A 24,679-nucleotide genomic window follows, 5' to 3' on the forward strand; every position below is an offset into this window, starting at 1 on the left:
ATGGATAAAAATTTTAGTAAGTTAATTACAGCTGATTTAGAAATGATAAATAGTCAATTAAATTCAGTTGCAATAAATGAAAACTTAAAAAAATTTATTGATAAAAATGTTAATTTTCTAAAAAGAAAATTAAAAAATTTGGTTCAAATTAAATCTCAAGGTTCATATGCTACAGGAGAACTTTATAATTTTGAAAAGGAATTAAATATAGATTTATTAGCAATTAAACATGTAAATAAAAGCATGTATAAAATTTATGAACAAGAATTTGAAACAAATGATCATTTTGATGATTGTTGAATTTGTGAAATTAATCAAGATATTTATAAAATAGTTTCACAAATTTATAAAGTAGATCAAGATATTAAAATTGAATGAATTGAAAAGAAATATATGCTTCCTAACTCAAAGGAAAAAATAGTTTTTAAAGATTCAATTAAAATTAGTTTCTTTAAAGAAAATAAGTTAGGCTTTTCAATAATTATTAGATCAGCTTTACAACACAGTGAATACCCACCAATTTTATGTAATAAAACAATGTATAAAAGAACTTTTTCTTTGGAATATGTTAAAGCGTTCAGAGTATTAAATAAATTATCTATAAGAAAATTACAAATTCTTTTTTATTATATAAGAATTAAATTCAGAAAGCTTTTATCTAAAAATGAAAGATTAATATTGAAAATTAGTATAATGTCTAATATTCAATATGAATTAACTAAAAATATTAATTTTCAAATATGATTAGATAAATCTTTTGATTATCATTTTTCAAGTAAAAAGGCTGTTGATAATGTTTTGGATTCAAAATTTATATATTATAAAAGACCAAAAAAAATAAGTAATTTATATAATTCATTTAAACTTAAAAATTTAAACTGAGTTTTTAATAAAACTTATCAAAGTACAAAAGAGTTCTTAGATAATTATTTAAATTATTCACAAGAATTTATAAATAATAAGCAAGAATATATTGAAGGTAACTTTTACTTTTGATATGATTCAGTATCATATTTAAAGAATACAGCTGGATCAACAAGTATATCTATAAAAAAAGAAAATAAAAAATATGATGAAATTGATATTCAAATTCATTCAAGAACAATATATCCAACGAATAAAGAAAACGGTTTATTTTTAGTGTTTTTACAATATTATAATTTTGAAATTGAAAGGAATTAATATGAAATTAAATAAAGATATTTGAAAATTTAATAATGCTATTAATTTACTTACAAATGAGCAAAAGGACTTTAAAATTAAAATTAATTCATATTTTAATGAACTAAAGCAACTTTTTTTAGAAGACAATATTCATCTAAAGAAGATAGGGGATTTTGCTTTTGACTCTTATAGACAAACTAATAAAACTTTTAATTTAGATTTATGTGCAATTAAATATGTTGGAAATACTTCAATTAAATTTTCAGAATTAAGTGAAATAATTTTGAAAATTGTAAAAAAATATAAAGCTGTACCAGAAATACATACGGATCAAAATTATATAAATTTAGTTTTTAATTTTCAAAACTCAAAAATTAATTTTAGAATTATTCCAATTATAAGTAAAAAAATTAATAATAAATACGTTTCAAAAGTAAATAGAAACGGAATTGTTCAAGATGATTTAGTTTTAGAATTAAAAAAAGATTTAAAGCAAGCAAATAAATTAAGTAGTGGTCTTTTAATCAGTTTAAAAAAATTATTAAACTATATTATGAATGGGGAATTTAATTATACATATGATATAGACTTTTATTTATTAAGATGATTTTATGAATATGTTTCAAAATCTTTAGAAGAATATATATTTCAAAAGTATAATGAAAAAAAATTGGAGTTAGATCTAGAAACTTTTTTAAATAAAGAGAACCTAAGAAAGTGAATTAAAAAAAATGTAAGTTTCTATGATTTATGTAGTTTTATTTTTTTAAAGATTGAATCAACAAATACCTATTATTTTAATGAGTTTTCTTTTGAATTTGAAGAAATGTTTGATGGAATATCAAGATACTCAATTAATACTAATTCAAATTTTAGATTACCAATTAATTACTTATCAAGTATTAAAATATTTGACACTAATTTGATTGAAGATAAAATGTATATTCAAAACAATTTATCAAATGAAAATGGTGTTTCTAGTGTATCTTGGGAAAAATTCAAAAATAATGGAGATAGATATCTTGTTTCACCAATAATTAAAACTGGAGTTGCTAATTTTGCAATGTTTCAAAAATGATTAACTGTTAAATCAAATGAACTATTTTTGAAATTAAATGATGACTTAAAAAGTGAAATTAAATCAACAAAGCAAAGAGAAGCGATGACAGAATTAAATAATATTGCAAATAAATGATTAACTATTTATAATACAAAAATAAAATATTTACAGCCATACTTTGATAAAAAATATCCATTTTCTTCAAATTATGAAGTAGATCAACTTGTTTCATTAATTGTACAAACAATAGATAAAGTTGATTATGAACAATGAATAATAAAAAATGATAATTAGTAATAATTATCATTTTTCTTCTTCTATCTTTTGATTTTTTAATATTTCAGTACGCTTTTTAACATAATCTTTTTCGGTTTTTCCAATATGGTGATATAAATCACGACTTGCTTTAATTCGTAATTTCTTTAATTCTTCATCACAGAAAACTCATGTTAATCAAACGATATGAAAATGTCTTAAATATTTAATTTCTCTTTCATCATACATTTCATAACTAAGTGCTTGTGCTTCTCTTTGAGCAAAGTCAACTCATTTTTGTGGATTAACATTTTCATTATATGCTTCTTTTGCTAATGCTTGATAAGAAAGAGCTTTTTTAACAATTATATCTTCAAGTGATTGAAGTGTATTTGCAATTTCTGTAACAATTGCTTGATCGAATTCATCATAAGAATTAAATTGATGTTTTGAAAGATAGAACATCTTTGTACTTAAGTTACTTACAGGATTACCACCACTACCTAAATGTTCTTTTTCAGATATAACTTTAAATTCAGTTTCAATTTCTTTATAAAAATCTGATTTAATACGCATAACTTCACCTTAATTCTTCCAATATTGCTTATATTATATCACATTTTTTTTGAAAAATAATAGTGTAGGAATAAAGGGAGTTGTGTAATAATAGATATATACACTTTTAGGAGGATTAGATGATGAATGACAAATCAGGTATACTTTTAGTTAATAAACCAGAAGGAATAACTTCAAATGATTTAATCCAAAAAATTAAAAGAAAATTTAAAATTAAAAAAATTGGTCATGCTGGAACTTTAGATCCGATAGCAACTGGTTTAATGGTTGTTTTAATTAATCAAGCTACAAAAATATCAAATTATCTTTTAAGTAGTGATAAAAGTTATATAGTAACTATGAAATTATTTGTACAAACAGATTCACAAGATATTACTGGAAATATTGTAGAAGAAGAGAGCTATAAGAAAATCTCTAAAGGCTTAGTTAAACAAATAGTTGCTAAATATAATGGTTATATTTATGATCAATATCCACCAATTTATTCAGCTATTAAAGTTGATGGGAAAAAATTATATGAATATGCAAGAAATGATGAAGAGGTTGTTATAAAACCAAGAAAAGTAACTATTAATTCTTGTAAGCTTTTAAATTTTAATCAAAAGTTAGGAACAATAAAACTTAGTGTTGGGTGTAGTAAAGGAACTTATATTAGAAGTTTAGTTTCAGATTTTGCAAAGGATTTAGAAACAATTGCTACAGTATCACAATTAGAAAGAACAACATCTGGTGGGCTTAAATTAGCTGATGCAAAAACTATTGAAAACTTACAAGAAACTGATTTAATTTCAATGTATGATGCACTAATGCAAAACGAACACCCATTAATCGAATATCATAGAGTTAGAGATATTAAGCAGGGTAAAGCAATTACTTTAACAGGTATTAATTATCCAATAGTGTTTATAATTAATGATAAAAAAGAAGTAATTGCAATTTATAAACATATTGCTCATGACCTTTATAAGTGTCAAAGGGGACTATGAGATGAAATACCATTTGATCAGTTAACAGAAGCTGAAAGGAATGGATATTATGATTAAAATAAATACTTTTCTTAACTATATGGAGGAATTTGATTTAAATTTAAAAACCAATATTGTTTGTATTGGTTTTTTTGACGGTGTTCATAAAATGCATAAAAAAATTCTAGAAGAAGTTAAAAGACAGGCATTTGAAAATCAAACAAAATGATCAATTATTACTTTTTCTGAGAAGGTTAAGGATTTTCTTGATGGAAAGAAAACTAGTATTCAACTGAAAGAAAAAAAATATAAATTTATTGAATCGGATTTTAATCCTGACTACCTATTTGAAATTCAAATAAACATGGAAACAATTAAAGTTGAACCAAAAGAATTTTGTTTATTTTTAAAAGAAAAATTGCATGTCAATAAAATTGTTGTTGGAAGTGATTTTAAATTTGCTTATCAAGGTAAAGGTAATGTTAATTATTTAAAAGAATTTTTTGGAGAAGAAAATATAATAATATTTGACAGAGTAAAAGAGATATCTACAACTCTTATTAAAAATAACTTAGTTGATGGAATAATGAAAAATGTTAACAATATTTTGGGTCATAATTATAATGTGACTTTGAAAAGACAAGAAGATACTACATTCAAAATATTGGATATAAATATAATCATTAAAAATGGAACTTATAGTGTGAAAATAAATAAAGACATATATGAATTAGATTTTAAAAATAACTTAACAACATTGAATATTGATCAAGATTTAGTTGATATTGAATTTATTTAAAAAACAGGAAAAAATATTACTTTTTTTTGATATACTTTTTAAGTATTGATGTTTTATCGCTGATTTGATTTAACCCTGAATCACTTCTTTGTTAAAACAATTTCAATCAAGAATTAAAAGGGGGATTTAGAAATGGTTTCTAAAACACAAATTGAAAATATTGTTAAAGAATATGGAGCAAATGGAAAAGATACAGGTAGAGCAGAAGTTCAAATAGCAATTCTAACTCAAGATATTCAAAATTTAACAGAGCACTTAAACTTACATAAAAAAGATATTACTTCAAGAAGAAGTTTATTAAAAAAAGTTGCTCAAAGAAGACACTTATTAAACTTCTTATTGAAAAAAGATGTTGAAAGATATAAAGCAGTTATAGAAAAATTAAAAATTAGAAAATAAAAAGTTTTTTACTTTTTATTTTTTTTAAGATAGCGACCTACAAGGTAGATAACCTTTCAAAAATAATGTATAATAAAATCATATTTTGGTAAGAAGAAATAACTCTTTATCAAAATTTATTATTTTTCATTAGAAAGACGGTGTTACTATATGGCAACTGCAAAAAAACCTGAAAAAGCAGCAGTAAAAAGAGCTGCTTCAAATAAAAACAGAGCACAACATATTCAAACAAGAAAAAAATCAACTGATCCAAAGCCAGAAAAAATTATTAACAAAGATATTAAATTGAGCGATGGACAAGAAAAATTTATCTGAGAAAAAGCAGATCCAGTTTCAGCAACAAATGCATCTATTTATAGACAAGACATTGCTGGAGCAATTATTAAAATTAATGAATACGGTCAAGCTTCAGAATTTGGTTGAGTATATAGTTTAATTGATCCAGATGGAGAAAAAGATGACGTAAATAACGTTGTTGCTCTTCATTGAATGAATGCAAAAGTTAAACGTAAAGTAAACGAAAACTGAGTAGCTGTTGTTACAGGTGGAAGAGACGTTACAGGTCTTTTCAATCAAAAGAAAGAAACTAAAATTTCTGGTTTACAATTGAGTAAAACAAGAAAAACAGTTTTATTCCAACCATCAATAGTTGAACCTAAAAAAGTTAACATACAAATTAGATCAACTGTAGGAAAAAAATAATAAAAAAACCTTACTATAAGTAGGGTTTTTTTATTATATAATAATATTGTCCTTAGGGACGCCAAGAATATTTGTTATTCTTTATGTTTGCGTGAGATATTAAAGACCGCTCAATAAATAAGTATTTCCTTTCTCATGCATTTTATAGCGGGTGGGAATATTTTTTTTTGTCAATTTTTAGAAAGTAGGTAAAATTATGAATAAAATAATAGTAATAGTTGGACCTACTGCAAGTGGTAAAACTGATTTATCAATTAAAATTGCAAAGGAATTTAATGGTGAGTGCATTAATTCGGATTCAACTCAAATATTTAAAGGAACAGATATAGCAACAAATAAAATTACTAATGAAGAAATGCAGGGAGTCAAGCATCATTTATTATCAACAAAAAATGTAAATGAATCATACTCTGTTGCAGATTTTCAAAGTGATGCAAGAAAAATTATTGATAATTTATTAGAAAATAATAAAACTCCAATAATAGTTGGCGGAACAGGATTGTATGTAAATGCAGTTTTAATGGACTATAATTTTAGTAGTAATGATCATATTGAAAATTATGAAAAACAATTTGAAAACTTATCAAATGAAGAAATTTGAAAACTCTTAAAAGAAAAAGATGAATTGGAAGCTCAAAAAATTCATCCTAATAATAGATATAGAGTTATAAGAGCGTTAGAAATTATTGAACTAAGCGGTTTTAAAAAAAGTAAGATAATAGAGGATAATAAAAGGTATATTTATAAGAATTTATTAATTATTGGAATAAGTTCCCAAAGAGAAAAATTATATAGTAAAATAAATAATAGGGTACTTAGTTTAGTAGAAAAGGGATTATTTAAAGAAATTGAATTAGCTTATAAGGCTAATAATTTTAATAAAAATGCCCAGTCTTTAAAGTGCATTGGAGGTCCAGAAATTATAAGTTTTCTTGAAAAGGAAATAACTTATGAAGAATGTATTGAATTAATGCAAAAAAATAATAGGCATTATGCAAGAAGACAGTTAACTTGATTTAAAAATCAATTGAGTAATGTTAAATGATTTGAACATAATTATGAAGATTTTGACTACATATCAAGTCAAATTATAGAATATATTAAATCAAATATTTAGTTTTTAAAATTGAATACAAGTTAGGAGACTTAATAATGTTGTCTGTTTACGAACGTGTAGAGAACTTAATTAAGGACAATAAAAATACTACTTTCAAATTAATAGGAAGACAAATTCTTACTGATTGATCTGTTGGAGTTTTCAAAAGTCAAAGTGAGATTAGTAAAACTTGCTTTGTTTCTTTAGCAACAGCAACTCAATTTGCAAAAGCTTGCTTATGTGAAGGTTATAAAGAGTTATCAATAAGATTAAAAGTCGAATATGAAAGTGTTATGCAAAATAAAGCAAAAGCAAATGTGGAGAATGAAAGTGATTTAACAGGAATGAGATCAACTGTTAATGCATGAGTAAATCAAAATGATAGTTTTCTTTATGATTTAGCTAACAAAATTAACGATAGAAGGAAAGTATGGATATGTCCATCGTATCAATCAATGTATCCTGCTAAGTTTTTAGAAGATGTATTAACGAATGTGGGAATTCAGACAAAAATAATTGATACTTCTATAAACTTAGAAGTCGGGAAACACTTAGAATTTAATAATGAACTTATAATAGTTTTATTAACAGGAAGAGATACTGATACAACAGTTATTGCTTTAGAATATTTAATAAAAGCAAAAAATGAAATTTTTGTTATAACTACTCCAAGTAATATATCAGAACTTCCTGAAATAAATGAGCAAAAACATATGCTTATAGATTTTCAAGATAATAACTTTTTCTATAAATATAGATGTTATGCGTTGATATCGTTATTTTTTTCTTTAAGTGAAAAAATAAACTAAGAATATAAAACCGAAAATAATAAAAAAATATTTTAAAAGTATTGACATCTGTGAATGAATTATATATATTTATTAATGTAATTAATTCGCGGGTGTAGTTTAATGGTAGAACTTCAGCCTTCCAAGCTGACTGTGAGGGTTCGATTCCCTTCACCCGCTCCATTAAGAAAATTCAAATCCCTAAAGGGATTTTTTTATTTTATAATTAGCATTATAAGGAGAGAACTTTATGAATAATCAATTAAAAAACTTTAATGAAATAAGAACACCATTTTTTAAAAGTTTAATTTTTATAATGATTGAATCTTTAATTCCAGGATTATTAATCTGATTTACTGTTGGTTATGATTTTGAATTTTCTCTTATAAGTAAACTTCCAAATCCAAATTTAGGATATGTTTCTTTAATTTGTACAATGTTTTTTCTTTATACATTCTTGATCACATTATTTATGTATAAATTAAAAATTCATGAATCAGATTTATTTACATATAGTTGTTTAATAACTTTAGTATTAATTACTATTATTTTATTTGGTAGCTTTTCAAAAAATACTACACTTTGAATATTTATAAGATTCATAGGAATTTTAGCAACTATTATTATTTTTACGCCCTTATTTGTTTTTATAAGTGTTCTATTTAGAAATAATGAGATTAAAAGAAATGAAAATTATGAAATTACATTAGCAGCTTTTAAAAAGGGTGAGGTTATTCCTAGTAATAAATTAATAAAGGCTCAAAGATATCAAAATTACTTATTAAAGAAACAAATTAAACAAGAGGAATTAGAAAAGTTTAAATTAGAACTTGATGAAAAAATAAAAAGGGAATTAGTTTTACAAGAAAAAGAACAAGAACAAAAAAGGAAGAATATTAATTCCAAATTAGATAAAAAAGAAGAAAAACTAAGACAAAAAAAACAGAAAGACTAATAAATCTTTCTGTTTTTTAATCTATTATATTTATTTTTAAATATATCTTTAAAAATTTCGTTTTGATTATTTTCAATCATAAAATTTGCTCAAAGTGTTCAAAGAAGATCTTGATATTTGATAACTTTATTTAATATTTCTAATTCATTATTTGAAATAAGACCTTTAAAAATACATTGATCAATAAAATATTTAATATTTTCTTCGTTGTCATTCAAAGTTTCAGTAATAAAACTTGCAATATCAAAAAATTTATTATTTAACATTACGTAATCATAATCAATAAGTATTAATGTTTTATCATTTATTAAAATATTTCCAGGTACTAAATCATTGTGACTTAAAACAATTGGTAGCTCATTTAAAAAAATAATTGATTCATTTAGTTCTTTTAAATGACCATTGTATTCTATTAAAGGTTTTTTTATATTATTTATAAAATTATTTATAAAAATTTTATAATCAAATTTTTTTAAATTAGATTTTTGAATATTTATTTCTTGTACTTGAATTATAGAACTAACTACTTGATCTATTATTTTTTTATTTATCTGTTGATTTTCAAGTGACTTAAAATCCTTTAAGTATTCAAATTCTGAATATAATTTATTTTTTTCTAAACAAAAATTAACAGGTTTAAGAAATATATTTTGATCAATATTTGTTAAAAATTTTAAAAAATTATATTCATTTTGTTTATCTAAATAGACATCATGAAATTGTATAGATTCTTTTTTTATAATATTGTTTTCTAATAATATATTATTTGTATATCCATCAAATTTCATTTAATTCACCTCATAAGACATAAATATTATAATATTAATTAGAACTTAAAAGGAGCAAAACTATGAACACTTTATGATTTGCATCACAAAATTTGAATAAAATTAAAGAACTTAAAGAAATGATTCCTGAAATGCAAATAAAAACTTTAATGGATTTAGAAGATACTTTGGATATTCCAGAAAATGAGCCGACTTTTGAAGATAACGCTTTATTCAAAGCAAGAACTTTATCAAAAATTATTGAAGGACCAGTAATTGCAGATGATTCTGGACTTAGTATTATTGCATTAGATAATTTTCCTGGAATTTATTCAGCAAGATGAGCAAAACCAGAAAAGGATTGATCTAAAATAAATGATATGTTACTAAATAAAATGGTTGATAATAACTTATTTAACGATGAACAAAGAAATGCCTTTTTTACTTCATCGATTGCTTTTATTGATCAAGAAAAAGAAGTTGAAGAAATTTTTACAGGAATAGTGGAAGGTGTAATAGTTTATAGTCAAACTGGAAATAATGGTTTTGCATATGACAAAATCTTTAAACCAAATAATTATGATTTAACATTTGCTGAGATGACAAAAGAACAAAAAAATTCTATTTCACATAGAAAAATATCAATAGATAAATTAAGAAAATACTTGAAAGATAATAAATATTTTTAGGAGACAAAATAAATGAGAAAAATTAATATAATATTATTTCAACCAGAAATTGCAGATAATGTTGGAGCTATTATGAGAACTTGTGCTTTAACAAATGCTAGACTTCATTTAATTGAACCATTTGGTTTTATATTTGACAAAAGAAATTTTGCAAGAAGTAGTGCTAATAATTTTGAAGGTTGTGAATATATTAGATATGATGATTGAAATCACTTTTTAGAAGAAAATAAGAATCCAAATATATTTTGTATGACTAGATATGGTAAAAAACCAATAAGTGATTTTAATTTTACAGAGATTAATAATGATATTTATATAATGTTTGGAAAAGAATCAACAGGAATTCCTAAAGAGATATTAAAGGAAAATATTGAAAAGTGTTTTAGAATTCCAATGGTTGCAAATGGAAGAAGTTTAAATATTGCAAATTCTGTGGGAATTGCAACTTACGAAGTTTTAAGACAATGAGATTACTTAGATCTTTCCAAAGTTGAAGTTGAGAAGGGTTGAGACTATCTAGATAGGGATTAATCATATATAATATAGTTTGTATGAAAATGGGGGGAATAATATGAAATTTTCAGACTTAGGATTTAAAAAATTTATAAATGATGCATTAGAAGAAATAGATTTTATATATCCAACAAAAATTCAAGAAAAGGTTATTCCACTTATTAAAAAGCATAAAAGTGTAATTGCTCAATCACACACAGGTACTGGAAAGACTCATTCTTTCTTATTGCCAATTTTAAATAATATAAATTATGAAGAAGCAAATAAAATTCAATGTTTAATTGTTACTCCAACAAGAGAGCTTGCAAGACAAATATATGAAAATACAAAAGATATTTTAAAGTTTAATGAAAAGGGAACAGTTCAATTATTTGTTGGTGGTGATGATATTGAAAAATCAATTCAAAATGTTAAAACAAAACAACCAACAATAGTAATTGGAACCCCAACTAGACTTAAAAAAATGTATGAAGAGGGTAATTTATTTATTACAACAGCAAAATATGTTGTAATCGATGAATGTGATATGATTTTTGATCTTGGATTCATTGAAGAAGTTGACTTTATGCTTTCAAAAATAAATAAAGATGTTAATGTTTCTTTATTTTCTGCAACTATAAATAATGGATTAAAACCGTTCTTACAAAAATATTTATCAAATTCAATATTTATTGAAAATAAAGATTCAAATCCAACAAATAAAAATATTGAACATGTACTTATTTGAACAAAAAATAAAGAAAATAAGGATGTTTTAAGAACTATTACAAAATCAATTAATCCTTATGTTTGCATGATCTTTTTAAATAAAAAAGATCAAATCAAAGAAATTATTTCTTGACTAAATGAATTTGGAATTAAAAATGTAGGAGAATTACATGGTGATTTAGATTCAAGACAAAGAACTAATATGCAAAAGAGAATTCAAAGTGGAGAGTTTAAGTGAATTGTAGCTTCTGATGTAGCTGCAAGGGGAATTGATATTGATGGAGTAAGTCATATTATTTCAGTAGATTTACCAAAAGATTTAGACTATTATATTCACAGAAGTGGAAGAACTGGAAGAAATCAATATTCAGGGCAAAGTTATGTGTTGTTTAATTCAACAAATCAGCATCAAATTGATGAATTAAAGTCAAAAGGTATTTCATTTACAAATTTTAAATTGGCAAATAATGAATTAATTGAAATTAATACAACTAAGAAAAAAAAGGAATTTAATGCAGCATTACCTGTAAATATTGAAACTAAAAAGATTATTGATAAATATAAAGGTAAAAAAGTTAAACCAGGATATAAAAAACGTAGAAAAGCAGAAGTTGAAAAAGTTAAACAAGATATAAGAAGAAAACATATTAAAGAGTCAATTGCTAAAATCAAAAAGGATAAATATAAGAAAAGAAGAGAAGAACTATTTGATAATTAACATTAACAAGTGTTTTAAATATATGTTTAATGTTTTATAATTATAAGTATTAGAGGGAAAAATGTTATGGATATCACAGAAAGAATTAAAAAATTAATATCAGAAATTTCATATCAAGTTTATGAAAAAGAAACTATATTTAGATTAGCAATGTTAGCTCTTTTAGGAGAAGAGTCTATTTTTCTTTTGGGAAAACCAGGTATTGCCAAATCATTGATTTCACGTAGATTAAAGTTTGCAATTAAAAATGGAACAAATTTTGAATATCTTATGAGTAAATTTTCTACACCTGAAGAAATTTATGGGCCTATTGACTTGAGATTATTAAAAGAAGGTAAATATGTTAGAGTTGTTGATGGTTACTTACCAGCATCAAATGTAGGATTTTTAGATGAAATTTGAAAAGCTGGACCAAGTATTCAAAATACATTGCTTACAATTATTAATGAAAAAATCTTTAGAAATGGTGGAACAGATATTAAAGTTCCATTAAAACTACTTATTTCTGCATCAAACGAACTTCCAGCAGAGGGAGAAGGTTTAGAAGCTTTATTTGACCGTTTTATTATTAGATTTATTGCAGAAGGTTTAAAAGGTGAAGATAATTTTGAACAATTATTGGATGGAGAATCATCATTAGATGTTGAAGTTGATCCAAACCTTCAAATTTCAATTGAAGAATTAGAAATATGAAAAAAACAATCAAAACAAGTAAGAATTAGTAGAAAATCATTAGATTTCATTCATTATTTTAGAAAAAAAATATTAAGAGATACTAATGGTGAAGCATATATTTCAGATAGACGTTGAAAAAAAATATCTGGTTTAATGAAAACAAGTGCATTTTATAATGGTAGAGCAGAAACTGATATAGCTGATTTATTTGTAATTCCATATTGTATTTGAGACAATGAAGAGCAAGAAGAGCAATACTTTAAAATATTCTTTGATGCATTTTTAGAACAATTTGGACTAGAATGAAGAAATGAAAAGAAAAATTTAATGAATCAAATTGATTCAATAAACTCACAAATTGGTCAAATAGAAGCACAATTCTTAAGATTAACTCCTTATACAGATCCATTTAAAGGAGCAATTGGTGGAACTTATTACTTGATAAACTTCACTGATGGTGGAGATGATTACAAAGTTTGTTTTGTATCTGCTGCAGATTGAAATAAAATAAGAAATCTTTCAAATGAAGATTTTGAAATTGATTTACATTTTGGACCAAATTTAAATAAATATGCAGGAAGTCAAAAGACATTAGTAAGAGCTTATAAATCTGATCAAATTTTATTTGTGAATGAAAATAAGAAATATTTAGTTCAAAATGATAGTCCAAATGAATTTAATGAACAAATGAATAATTTAGCAGATACTATAATTGACTTGGAAACTAAATACAAGGAACTGTCTGCAAAAATGTTTAAAGAATATAAAAAATATATGAATATGAATTGTATCTTCTTTGAAGATATCTATAATGAAAAAATTGCAGAGGCTTTTGATACTAAAACTAAAAAACAATTAGAAAAAGAAGCACAACTTGAAAATGTTGATGATTCAGATAGTCCAATTGATAACTTAGAATTTGAATTAGAAATGTAATTAAAGAGGGTGAACTATTATGGAATTTGATTTAGAAAAACCAATAAGTGAAATCAAAAGAGAAATTGAAAAACTTAGAAGAAAAGATATACATAATAGTGAATTTTTAGCATTTAAAAAAGATCATGAATATGCAGCTGAACAACTTGATGATAAAATTAATAATTTTTATTCAGCTTCAAATTTATCAGTAATAAAACAAATAAAACTTCCTGAACCTATTAGAAAAGAAATTATTTATTACAATTATATTTCAGATAGATATGATGAAGTAAGTTTTGCACAAAATCTAAAGTTAATACAAGGTAAATTGGTTGAGTTTGACTCGCCATTTTCTACGTATATTGATACAATGGATTGAAAAATTGAAAACGGTTATTTAGAACTTAAAGGAAGAGATTGATTAACTGATTTTTTTAGAACTTGAACATTTATGTTAACAAAAAGAATTGTTGATTATAGAATGAAAGCAATTGAAGATTTAAGATATAACTATTTGGTTGAAATTTATTCAATTATTAAAAATTATGGAAAATATGCAAAAATATATAAAACAATGTATGATGTTTTTGGAAAAATTGCAAATATTGAAGATGAATTGAAAAATCAAAATATTGAATCAATTTCAAGGTTTGCAGAATATTTATATAAAGATCCATCAATTTTAATGATCGCTGAAATGTTGGGTCGATTAAATGGCGAAGATGATTTAATGGAAATAAATATTACAGAGCAAGTAGTTACATATCCAACTCAAGTTAAATTACCATATAACCCAGAAGAAATTGTAGGATTAACTGTTTCAAAAGACCTGGAGAGATTATTACCAATGGAATTTGCAAATCTTTTTGATGAAGATTTAGAAATTATATTCTATAAAAAATTTGTTGAAGGACAATTACAAACTTTTTTATTTGAATCTAATGAAAATATAATTGAGCATGAGATAGAAGAAGTTGAATATGAAGCACCGATCCCTTTAGAACAAGGTAAATTTATTATTTGTATTGACACTTCAAGTTCAATGGAAGGTGCAGGAGAATATATTGCAAAAGCTCTTGCAATAGCTGTTTCGAAAGTTGCACTTAAAGAATATAGAGATTTAGTATTTGTAAATTTTGCAAATCAACATGTAGATGAATTTACTATTAATGGAAGAAATGTAAATATCCAAAAAATGTTAGATTTTTTAGCAAAATCATTTTATGGAAAAACAAATGCTAAACCTGCTTTTGAAAAAGTAATTGAAAAAATGCATACAGAAGATTTTAAAAGAGCAGATCTACTATTTATTTCTGACTTTATAATGGATTCTCTTCCAAATTCAACTAGAGTTAAAATAGCTGATTTAAAGGATAATTATAATAGATTTCATTCACTTGTAATTGGTACAATGCCAAATGTTGAAACACAAGAAATATTTGATAATGTTATGTACTATGATCCAAATGATCCTTATGCAACAAATCAAATTGTTAAATCACTTAACGAAACACTAAGAGATTTAAGAGAATTAAAAGAAGAAGAAGTTGCTTATAGAGATGAACAAATAAATAATTTAAACTCTATTAGAGATAAAAAACGATTTAGAGAAAAGCATTTGAATGATCCAAAAGCAAAAAAACTTACAAAACAAAAAGAAAAATTAAAGGAATTAGAAAAGAAAAAACAAGAATCACAATCTTAATAGGAGAAGAAGAAAATGTTAGTAAAAGAGAAATCAAATTTACTTGTTGTATATCTTGAGAGTGGTGAAGATATTGAACAACAAATCCAAAATATTGTAAGAGAATATAAATTAATTGATGCAAAAATAACAGGTTATGGTTATTTGCAAAGAATGGAATATGGAGTACTTGCACAAGTAGATCCCTTCTTTTTATCAAAAATATTAAAAGAGGGTTTAGTAACTGTTACAAATATTAATGGTTTAGTAGATAATAGAGAATCTTCTATTATGATTAATGCAGTTGATGATAAATTTGAAAGACATCAAGGAAGATTAATAAGTGGTATTGTTGTTAATTCTTTTAACATAATTTTAGAAATTTATAAAACTGAGTAATTTCGGTTTTTTTTTTTTTTTTTTTCTAAAAATAAAAATATTTTAGTATTTGATAATAATTTTATTAAAAATATAAAAATATTTTAGAGTTTCATAAATATTTTAGATTTTAATTAAATATGATAATATTTATAAATAATCAATACAAATAATGTTAGCAATAACATAAAATATTTAATAAAATTTTTATTAAATTAAATTTGGAGGAAAAAATGAAAAGTAGTACGGTCAATCAGAAGACTAAAAAATTGTTTTTAATTTTGATTTTATCTTTAACAAGTTTTTTTACTGTATTTACAAGTTTAATGATTATTCCTGGAATTGGAGTAGAATCACTTTCTTTTATAAATAGTGTAGAAAAACAAATAAAAAGAATTATGCCTAAAGGAAAATATGTTTTTAATCCAGATCATATTTTATATGAGGAAATGATGGAAAATGTCATAAAGCCATCATTTAAAGCAGATGCATTATCTACTATAAACTTTGAAGATTCAGAAGAGAAAAGTGAATTTTATAATGCTTTTTCTACTTTTTCTGATGAATGATATGAACAGCATTGAGCAAAAAGAGTTGAAAATAAAGAACAAATAGATTTATATGATATTGGATTAAATTTCATTGAATTTGATAAAAGTGTTGCAGAAGAATTTCATTCATTTGGTTTTGTAAATACTGGAATTCAATGAGTTTTTAGAAAAGATGGATTAAATGAAATTTTTTCTAAAGACTTATATGAAATGTCATTAAAGCAACAAACAATTCTTGATCAAGAAGATTATGATTCACAAATGAAATATAGTGGTCCTGGATTAAATGGTATAAAAATTAAAAGTTCAATAGGGACAAAGATTGTTAACAATAAGGTTTGATTTTTAAATACTCAAATTGATTCAATTAAATTTGCTATGAGTTTAACAAATCCATTTATGGATAAAAATTTAGATAAAAATGAAGAAATTAGATACGTGACAGTAGATGACTTACATTGACCTAACTTTACAGATACCTTGAATCTTTTAAGAGCAGCTGTAATTTTATGATTTATGAATTTAATAGTCTTACCTTTAGGTATTGCATCATATTTCATAATAAGAAAAAATAAATAGAAGGACGGAAATGAAACAATGAAGAAATTATTAACAATGCTAACTGCAACTTCTTTTGTTGTATCAACATTGACAACAACAGTATCTTGTATGCCAAAACAGCTTACTAATTCAAAAACAAGTCCTTTAAAAATAGGACTTGATATTGACAAGACTAAAGCAATAGATAGTTCTGTTGATCCAAATACTCATCATGGATTTACAAATTATTTTGTAGTTGGAGATTCTTTAAGTGATGTTGATGGATTAACTACATATTTAAAAGATAAGTTTTTCGTATCAACTGGTTTAGATTCAAAAATTAATTTTGACTTAGAGCTTTCTGGTTCATATGGTTTTGTAGATGAAAATATTCATCACAATGCTTTTTCAAATGGTCCAACAGCAGGATATAATTTAGCAAAAGCTCTTAATTTTGATGATTTAAAACCAAGTAATAAATATTCAAAATTAGATGATGCAAAATACTATGGAAAAAATTATGCTATTGGTGGAGCAACTGCAGCAACTACTTCAGATATTAAAGGAAAAATGGTTTTTAACGATGTAAGTACAGAAGTGCAATCAAGAGTTTTATTAAATCAACATAAAATCAGCTCAAATGATTTAGTCTTTTTTGAAATTGGTGGAAATGATCTTTTTGCAATGATTGCAGATCAAAAAAATGGAAATGATAAACAAGTAATTGAGTACATGAATGAGTCAATTAAAAGAATTAGAAATACATTATTTACTCTTTTAAATAATGGAATAAAAAATATCATATTTATGGGACCGCCCATAATGGATGATATCCCTAGATATGCAAGAGATAATGATTTAGAAAAAGAAGAGATTATAGATTTAGGAAAAGAATTTGAATTGAAATTTAATGAAATAATTAAGGAAGTAAAAACTTACTATCCAAAAAACTTATTTTATACTTCATTATATGAAGGAGAAAATAGTTTTCCAGTATTGCAAAAAAAATATGAAGAGATTTTACTTGCAGAAGGAATCATAGCAAATGAAGATCAGTATAAATCTAATAAATCATTTACTGAAACAGTAAATATAAAAGTAAATCAAAATAAAATTAATTTAGCTAATATAAGTCAGGCAAGTATAAATGATTTTTTATTAACATATAAAAATAATCAATTAGATGGAATAAAAGATTTAAAAGTTGAAATCATTTTAAAAGGAAATGAAGAAAATTCTTGAAACAATTTAGTTGAAAGAGATAAAAAAATGGATCCATACTTTTTTACTGACATCGTTCATCCAACAAAAAGAGTTCATGAATATGTTGGAAAAATGTTATTTGATATGGCTACAAAGGAGTTTAAATAATTATGAAAAAATTATTAAGTATTGTTAGCTCAACTTTACTAGTAATATCTCCAACATCTTTGTTAGTATCTTGCACAAATACTAAAAAAATATTAGATAGCACAAGTTTAAAAGTAGCAGTGGAGCAAATAGCTAAAGCAACTTATTTAAGTGAAACTGAAGGATATGATTTTAAATATCAATTTGATGACATATTAAAAACAAAAAGAATAAAAGATATATCAAGTATTTATGGTCAAAATACCTACACAGAAGATGGTTTATCTTCATTTTCAAGATTTAATGATTTATATAAATATTATTTTCAAAATCAATTATTTACAAATAATTTTAAATCAAGCGAAAATATATTAAATGGAAACATTAAACCTAAGAATACAAGTAATTTAGAAACATTACTTGTTACTATGCCTAATTTACTTGAATTATTACCAAATGTAATTACAAAACTATCTGAAGGTAATATACTTTCATCAATTATTGATTTAATTTTGGCAACTCCTTCAATAGTTCAAACAATCAAAAATAATTATTTATTTTCTTATTTGAACAAAATACTTTCACCTGAAAATGCTTCATTATTATCTAATGCTTTTTCAAATGAAATATATAAAGGTTTTACAAATCAAGAAACTCTAAATTCAGCTATGATAGGTTTTTCAAATGGAATTGATTATTTAGTTGGAAATAACAATAAATTATTGGTCCCAACCAAAGGACAAAGTAGTGGAGAAAATTTTTTAATAAGCATTGAAAAATTAACTAATAATTTAACATTATTAAATAAAAAAGAAAAAACAATTAAATTAGATTTAATTTTAGATCTTCCTGCTATTGCAGAAATCATTAGATTTGTAAGAACTTTAATAGTATATACAGCAAATGGAATTAAATATATTTATACTAATGAAAAACAAAACGAAACAAATTATTTTTCAATAATTAATGAATATAGACAAGATGATTTTTCAGAAGACTCAAATGAATTAGATTTCATGAAAATGATTAATCTGTTATCTTCAACTTATGCAAATGGTGATGGAATTAGAATGATTCTTTCATTAATGTTTCAAAGTTATGAAAGTCCAAAATTAAAATCTTGATTAATTATTCCTAATTTAGGTTTCATATCAGATGAATCTATACAAGTAGAAGGAATAACTCCTTTAGTTCAATCATTTATTAATAGTAAATTTCCAACGATATCTTTAACAGAAGGATTAAATCCTTCAATTGTAGCAATTTTAAAGTTATTTAAATTATCAAAAATTAATATAGCAAGTTTTGTTGTGGATTTATTAAACACATTAGCTTCAAATAATAATTTAAATGAAATGGTAAAAATATTGAATAAAGAAGAAGTTAAGTTTTTTATTAAACAATATATAGATTTGAGTAAGATTAAGCAATTAAAAAAGACTAAATCTTTAACAACAGATTCTTTATGATATGGTATCTATCAAGGTACTATTATAAAAGATCTAAATAATATTTTTAATGAAAATCAAATGACAGACGATTTTAATATACAAAAAATAATTGAAAATCCGAGTTTATCTGTTTTAGGCGAAAAAATGTCAATTAAAGATTTAATTAATAACATAGATATGGAATCATCTAATGAATTAAAATTGAATTTTTCAGATATTTCCCAACTTATAGTAGAACTTAGAAAAGTAATTGATAAAGTTAATGGTGCTGAAGAGAATTTTGAATCTAAAGAACTTATCGATAATTTAAATTCAATTTTAACTAATTTAAAAGGATTTGGAAGATTAACTTCTTGAACAACAATTCCAGAAGCTGGAGAGAAAGATAGTCTTTTGGATAAATATAAACAACAGCAATTAGATTTAAAGCAAAAAATTAAAGATGATTTGATTGATATCACTGTTAGTTCAATTAGTCAGTCTAAAAATTACTCATATCAAGTTAATTTTGAAGATAAAAGCTATAAAATTAAATTAAAAATGTTAAAAAATAAAAAATTTCAAGTTGAATCAATTTTTTAAAAAGAACATTATAAATAAATATTTAAAAAAACAGTTTATACTGTTTTTTTCTTATTTTTTTACTTTTATTTAAAAAAAGTAGTGTTTTTTATAAGTTTTTAGTATAATGAAATTAATCTTTATATTTGCAATATTGGCAGAGGATAGAGGTAATAGAGAAAAAACAAGAGGTGACTAGAAATGATCGGTATTATTTCAACAGCTTACTTTACAGTTAAAGACCGTCCAGGAATTAAAACTGTAAGAAAATATTGATGAAGAAACATGGTTATTCAACACGTTAAATACAGAGGGAAGTTCTTTGTAATCGCAACAATCGGTTATGGGAAAGCAAATGCTGCAATGGCAATTACTTATTTAATGGAAGAATACCCAACTTTAGAAACAATTCTAAACGTTGATATAGCTTTATCAACAAATGATAAGTTTGATACAACAGATACAGTTATGGCTACAAAATTTATTTATAGAGATGCAGACTTAACAGTATTTAAAGATATTAAATATGGACAAATCGTTCATGAACCAGAAGCATATGCTTTCAATACAGAATTTGTAAACCAAGTTAAAAACTTTAAACTTGGTGTTTCAGATGGTATTGTTGGTACAGCTGATATGTTAATTTATAACTCAAAACAATTTAAAGAAATGGTTGACAAATATGGTCAAACTATTGACGTAATAGATACAGAAGCTGGAGCATTAGCTCAAATAGCTAAAAAATCAAGTGTTAACTTTGTTGCAATGAAAATTATGTACAATAATGCGTTATCACCATGAGATAATGATCCATTACACAAATTTAAAATCTATGAAACAGCTAATACTTTAAAATACTTATTAGCAAGATTATTTAACTTATTATCATCAAAATATGTTTTAGATTTCACAAAATCTTCAAATGATGAATTAGAAGTTATTAATGAATTATTCGAAATGTCTCATGATTCATGAGTAGGTCGTTTCAAGAAAAATGCAGTATCATTAATTTCAGGTTTAGGACCATCATTAATGTTAATTGACAAAAAAGGATTAACTCCTGAAGCAGTTGACATTGTTGAGGTTATGAAAACTAAATTAGACGATGAAGGACCAAGTAAAGTTGTTTTAGGAGAAGATGAATGAAAAAATGCTCCTAAAAAATGATTACGTAAACTAATGTTCTTAGAAAATATCCATGTAAATGATGATGAATTATTATGAAATAAATCAGCTAAATATGATATTAAAACAGCAAAAATTAATTCAATTGAAGAAGTAAGTAAAGCTGTTGCAAAAGCAATTGCAGATCGCTCACAAGATAAATCAGCATATACATACGATGGAACAACAGTTATTAAAAAACATTTACTTGTTACAGTTGATGCAGCAATTTCATTCTACATTACAAATAACTTAACACATGAGTTTGTAGAAACACCAAAACATGGTTCAAAATTAGTTGCAAATGAATTTATTAAGCATTTAAATGAACAATTAGCAGAAGTAGAAACTCCATATGATAAAGTAGTAGTATTCTTTAAAATACCTGCTATGGGAGCTGCAAAATTGCCAGTTTTAATTCAAACTAAAAATAAAGCAAATCAACAAGTTGTATTTGGTGGATACTCAGCTAAAAACCAAAAAACATACACAGTTGTTGATATTACAAGAAATGATTATGACCCATTGAAAGTTGGATCATTCAAAGTTACAATTCGTTTGAAAAACTTATAGAAATCAAAGAAATCACTCTAATAGTGATTTTTTTTATTTTTTAGTATATAGTAATTCTTGTAAAAGAGGAGTGAATTTTGTGGCTAATAAAAAGAAAGTTAGTAAATCTGATATAGACAATAGTGTAACACTAGCTATGGAAGAATTACTTTCATTATCCTCTGTAAAATTTGAAGATGAAAAAAAAGTAAATAAAGTAAATAAAGTAAAAGAGAAGAATTCAAAAAAAATAAAAGAAGAAAAAATTGAGGTTAAACTTGATGAACCTGAAGAAAATTTTGATCCTACAAATTTAGCATCAATTATTAAACATGCAAAAAAAGTTGGTTCACAACTACAAGGTAAAACATGAGTTGATCCTGATGAGCAAATGGAAAATGATATTATTTCAAAGGCTAAAAGTCAAGGAAAATCTGCATATGACTCTGATGTTTTAAGAGAACTTATTTTACAAAGACAAAAGAAAAAGAGAGAATCTACAGGTTTATCAAGTATAATAAACAAAACAAAAAATAAATAATAAGGTAAAAAATAATACCTTCATTTTTTAAAATTTAAGAATTTATCTTGGAATAAATAAAAGGGAGAAAGTAATGGAACCAGTAAACAACAACTTAAATAATCAAGTTGAAGATGTTCAAGAAACAACTCAAGAAATTATCCAAGAAGAAGTTATTGAATTTCAATCTAATGAAGAAAAAAAATCAATTAATAAATTAGCAAGAGAATTAAATAAAGGTGCAAATATTGATGGAGAACTTTTAAGTACTCTTGAAAGTAAAATAATGTCTAAAAGAGAACAAAAATTACTTGTTCAACAATATTTTAGAACAAAGTTTGTTAGAGATTTTTTCAAAATTGTTTTAGCAGCTTTTTTAATTACTATAACATTTGACTATTTTATAACACCAACAGGAAGAACAGGATTATTTCCAGCAGGAATTGGGGCATTAGCACGTTTCTTTGCAACATTAACATTTCCTGAAAAAGATCAAGTTCAATTACAGTCATCATTTTATTTTATATACTATTTCGCAATAAATATTCCTTTATTTATTTTTGGATATATAAAATTAGGTAAAAAGTTTACTTTTACAACTTTCTTATTTGTAATATTACAAATTGGTTTTGACCAGATAATTCAAAATGTTCCATTTATCAACCCAAAAGAATTTCATTTAATTGTTAATTATCAATTAATTGGGGGAATGCCTGGATCATGAAATACAGGAATTTGATTATTTATCTTTGGAGCTTTAGGGGGATTTTTACTAGGTTTTTCATATTCAATTGTTTACAAAATTGGTTCATCAACAGGTGGATTAGATTTTTTAACAGTATTTTTATCAAATAGAACAAATAAACCAGTTGGTTCATTGAATAGAAAAGTAAATTTATTTATTTTAGCAACAGTTATTGTTTTAAATACAATAATTATTCCCGTTTCATTAATTAATTCTGATATTAAAATAGATATTTTGTTAAGTGGTAATTATTCACAAAATAATGATTTAATAAATTCTATGTGAAACTATGCAATTGATAATGGAGCTATAATTAGTAATAATAATGAAGAAATTATATTAGATCCAACTTTTCATGCATGATTTGAGAATATTATTGGTAAAGGTCCAATTATGGAAAATCTAAAAGATATTCTTAAAAATGGAAATCATGAATTGTCTGAAGAACAATACAAATATTTAGTTCAATTTGTATGTAAAAATGGTTATGGCGATGATCTAAAAAATATTGATCAAGGACTTGTATGACATATTAAATTATTATTTATTTTTGGACCATCATTGTTTGCATCATTTTCACTTGTAATGTGTGCTGGAATGTCAACAAATATTTTCTATCCAAAATATACAGTAAGAACATATATGATAACAACTAATAATCCAAAAGAAATTAATAAAATGTTATTAGAAAATGGTTTTCAAAATGATATTTTAACTTGAGATAGTATAAATAGAATTAATGGAAACTACTTACATAGAAGTGTAATTATGGTTGCAATGTCAGTTATGGATTGAGATAAGATTGAACGAGAAATCTTTATGATTGATCCACAAGTTAAAGTAAATGCAATAACAACAAAAAGTGTTAAAGGTTTATTTAATTACGAAATTAAAAAGAATGATGATAGAGCTATCATTAGAACAAAAATTGAAACAGATGAATTAGAACAAGAAAAAATAAGGCAAATAGCAATTGTTCGAGCTCAAAAGGAAAAAGAAAGATTGAGCAAAAAAAATTCAAAAAGAAGGGTAAAACCTAAAATTGAAGAAGAAAAAAATACTAATTAAAATATAATTTTTTTAAATAATCTAGTAAATTTATGTAATTTATTAGATTTTTTTGTTTATAATTATGAGAGTAGTGGTGATTTAATGAAAGAAGATAAATTAAAAAAAGTTATCTATGAAATGTTAGATCTTAAATTAACAGAAATTAGAAAAGAGTACAATAATATTACTCTAAATAATCTATTCTGTTATTTAAAAGATGTGATTTTTAGAAATAATAAAATTGTAGATTTAAATGATTTGTCTTTTTTTATAATGAACATCAAAGTAAATAAAGTATTTGAATATCTAAATATAAGTGCAATTTTAGATAAAAAAAGTTCAATTGAAATGGATTTAAAAAGTATTTTAGAAAGATAGTGATTAAG

General features: G+C 24.0%; 24 protein-coding genes and 1 tRNA gene. 23 read left to right on the forward strand and 2 right to left on the reverse strand.

The window, feature by feature from the left end; translation table 4 throughout:
* Together SDIMI_RS01745 and SDIMI_RS01750 are read left to right on the forward strand one after the other, a co-directional pair.
* On the forward strand, window positions 1-1,182 hold the full coding sequence (locus tag SDIMI_RS01745) for a hypothetical protein (protein ID WP_020836270.1): 1,182 nt from the start codon (window positions 1-3) through the stop codon (window positions 1,180-1,182).
* 1 nt (window position 1,183) lies between these two features.
* Window positions 1,184-2,518, forward strand: a complete 1,335-nt coding sequence (locus tag SDIMI_RS01750; protein WP_020836271.1) for a hypothetical protein — start codon at window positions 1,184-1,186, stop codon at window positions 2,516-2,518.
* Window positions 2,519-2,524: 6 nt separating this feature from the next.
* On the opposite strand, the gene SDIMI_RS01755 is transcribed toward SDIMI_RS01750, so the two are convergent.
* A complete protein-coding gene (locus SDIMI_RS01755) occupies window positions 2,525-3,055 on the reverse strand; it encodes a hypothetical protein (protein ID WP_020836272.1) in 531 nt (176 codons plus the stop codon).
* Between the two features lie 119 nt (window positions 3,056-3,174).
* Here SDIMI_RS01755 and truB point away from each other — a divergent pair, with 119 nt between their 5' ends.
* The 8 genes from truB (at window position 3,175) to SDIMI_RS01795 (ending at window position 8,759) form a co-directional block, all read left to right on the forward strand.
* The gene (gene truB / locus SDIMI_RS01760; RefSeq protein ID WP_020836273.1) at window positions 3,175-4,098 is read left to right on the forward strand and encodes a tRNA pseudouridine(55) synthase TruB; all 924 of its coding nucleotides are present in this window, start codon (window positions 3,175-3,177) and stop codon (window positions 4,096-4,098) included.
* A complete protein-coding gene (locus SDIMI_RS01765) occupies window positions 4,091-4,819 on the forward strand; it encodes a nucleotidyl transferase family protein (protein WP_020836274.1) in 729 nt (242 codons plus the stop codon). The genes truB and SDIMI_RS01765 overlap by 8 nt, the downstream gene beginning before the upstream one ends.
* Before the next feature lie 132 nt (window positions 4,820-4,951).
* Entirely contained in the window at window positions 4,952-5,218 is a 267-nt protein-coding gene (gene rpsO, locus SDIMI_RS01770) for a 30S ribosomal protein S15 (protein ID WP_020836275.1), read from the forward strand.
* A gap of 150 nt (window positions 5,219-5,368) precedes the next feature.
* On the forward strand, window positions 5,369-5,920 hold the full coding sequence (locus tag SDIMI_RS04440) for a hypothetical protein (protein WP_020836276.1): 552 nt from the start codon (window positions 5,369-5,371) through the stop codon (window positions 5,918-5,920).
* Between the two features lie 196 nt (window positions 5,921-6,116).
* A complete protein-coding gene (gene miaA, locus SDIMI_RS01780; RefSeq protein WP_020836277.1) occupies window positions 6,117-7,037 on the forward strand; it encodes a tRNA (adenosine(37)-N6)-dimethylallyltransferase MiaA in 921 nt (306 codons plus the stop codon).
* Between the two features lie 35 nt (window positions 7,038-7,072).
* On the forward strand, window positions 7,073-7,825 hold the full coding sequence (locus SDIMI_RS01785) for a MurR/RpiR family transcriptional regulator (RefSeq protein ID WP_020836278.1): 753 nt from the start codon (window positions 7,073-7,075) through the stop codon (window positions 7,823-7,825).
* Between the two features lie 88 nt (window positions 7,826-7,913).
* Window positions 7,914-7,987, forward strand: a tRNA-Gly gene (locus SDIMI_RS01790).
* 67 nt (window positions 7,988-8,054) lie between these two features.
* On the forward strand, window positions 8,055-8,759 hold the full coding sequence (locus SDIMI_RS01795) for a DxFTY motif-containing membrane protein (RefSeq protein WP_020836279.1): 705 nt from the start codon (window positions 8,055-8,057) through the stop codon (window positions 8,757-8,759).
* On the opposite strand, the gene SDIMI_RS01800 is transcribed toward SDIMI_RS01795, so the two are convergent.
* Window positions 8,756-9,547, reverse strand: a complete 792-nt coding sequence (locus SDIMI_RS01800) for a phosphotransferase family protein (protein WP_020836280.1) — start codon at window positions 9,545-9,547, stop codon at window positions 8,756-8,758. The genes SDIMI_RS01795 and SDIMI_RS01800 overlap by 4 nt on opposite strands.
* A 62-nt stretch (window positions 9,548-9,609) precedes the next feature.
* Between SDIMI_RS01800 and rdgB the strand changes: the two genes are divergently transcribed.
* The 13 genes from rdgB (at window position 9,610) to SDIMI_RS01865 (ending at window position 24,671) form a co-directional block, all read left to right on the forward strand.
* Window positions 9,610-10,215, forward strand: coding sequence for an RdgB/HAM1 family non-canonical purine NTP pyrophosphatase (gene rdgB, locus SDIMI_RS01805; RefSeq protein WP_020836281.1), 606 nt, complete (start codon window positions 9,610-9,612; stop codon window positions 10,213-10,215).
* A 12-nt stretch (window positions 10,216-10,227) separates the two neighbouring features.
* Complete coding sequence (locus SDIMI_RS01810; protein WP_020836282.1) at window positions 10,228-10,746, forward strand: tRNA (cytidine(34)-2'-O)-methyltransferase; 519 nt, start codon at window positions 10,228-10,230, stop codon at window positions 10,744-10,746.
* Window positions 10,747-10,786: 40 nt separating this feature from the next.
* Window positions 10,787-12,154 (forward strand): DEAD/DEAH box helicase, encoded by a 1,368-nt coding sequence (locus SDIMI_RS01815; protein ID WP_020836283.1) that lies wholly within the window; start codon window positions 10,787-10,789, stop codon window positions 12,152-12,154.
* A 66-nt stretch (window positions 12,155-12,220) separates the two neighbouring features.
* On the forward strand, window positions 12,221-13,765 hold the full coding sequence (locus tag SDIMI_RS04445; RefSeq protein ID WP_020836284.1) for an AAA family ATPase: 1,545 nt from the start codon (window positions 12,221-12,223) through the stop codon (window positions 13,763-13,765).
* Window positions 13,766-13,784: 19 nt separating this feature from the next.
* Window positions 13,785-15,452 carry a vWA domain-containing protein gene (locus SDIMI_RS01825; protein WP_020836285.1) on the forward strand — a complete coding sequence of 556 codons (1,668 nt, stop codon included), beginning with the start codon at window positions 13,785-13,787 and terminating at the stop codon, window positions 15,450-15,452.
* Window positions 15,453-15,467: 15 nt separating this feature from the next.
* A complete protein-coding gene (locus SDIMI_RS01830) occupies window positions 15,468-15,830 on the forward strand; it encodes a hypothetical protein (RefSeq protein WP_020836286.1) in 363 nt (120 codons plus the stop codon).
* Between the two features lie 212 nt (window positions 15,831-16,042).
* Window positions 16,043-16,939 (forward strand): hypothetical protein, encoded by an 897-nt coding sequence (locus SDIMI_RS01835; protein WP_020836287.1) that lies wholly within the window; start codon window positions 16,043-16,045, stop codon window positions 16,937-16,939.
* 18 nt (window positions 16,940-16,957) lie between these two features.
* On the forward strand, window positions 16,958-18,271 hold the full coding sequence (locus SDIMI_RS01840; RefSeq protein ID WP_020836288.1) for an SGNH/GDSL hydrolase family protein: 1,314 nt from the start codon (window positions 16,958-16,960) through the stop codon (window positions 18,269-18,271).
* A gap of 2 nt (window positions 18,272-18,273) precedes the next feature.
* Window positions 18,274-20,283 carry a hypothetical protein gene (locus SDIMI_RS01845; protein ID WP_020836289.1) on the forward strand — a complete coding sequence of 670 codons (2,010 nt, stop codon included), beginning with the start codon at window positions 18,274-18,276 and terminating at the stop codon, window positions 20,281-20,283.
* Between the two features lie 180 nt (window positions 20,284-20,463).
* Window positions 20,464-21,999: a cytoskeletal motor fibril protein Fib gene (gene fib / locus SDIMI_RS01850; RefSeq protein ID WP_020836290.1), complete on the forward strand. Its 1,536-nt coding sequence runs from the start codon at window positions 20,464-20,466 to the stop codon at window positions 21,997-21,999.
* Window positions 22,000-22,078: 79 nt separating this feature from the next.
* Entirely contained in the window at window positions 22,079-22,519 is a 441-nt protein-coding gene (locus SDIMI_RS01855; RefSeq protein ID WP_020836291.1) for a hypothetical protein, read from the forward strand.
* A 73-nt stretch (window positions 22,520-22,592) separates the two neighbouring features.
* The gene (locus SDIMI_RS04450) at window positions 22,593-24,311 is read left to right on the forward strand and encodes a YitT family ABC transporter (protein ID WP_020836292.1); all 1,719 of its coding nucleotides are present in this window, start codon (window positions 22,593-22,595) and stop codon (window positions 24,309-24,311) included.
* A gap of 84 nt (window positions 24,312-24,395) precedes the next feature.
* Complete coding sequence (locus tag SDIMI_RS01865; RefSeq protein WP_020836293.1) at window positions 24,396-24,671, forward strand: post-transcriptional regulator; 276 nt, start codon at window positions 24,396-24,398, stop codon at window positions 24,669-24,671.
* Window positions 24,672-24,679: the final 8 nt, after the last annotated feature.

It is taken from the genome of Spiroplasma diminutum CUAS-1 (assembly GCF_000439455.1).
Classification (GTDB): domain Bacteria; phylum Bacillota_I; class Bacilli_A; order Mycoplasmatales; family Mycoplasmataceae; genus Spiroplasma_A; species Spiroplasma_A diminutum.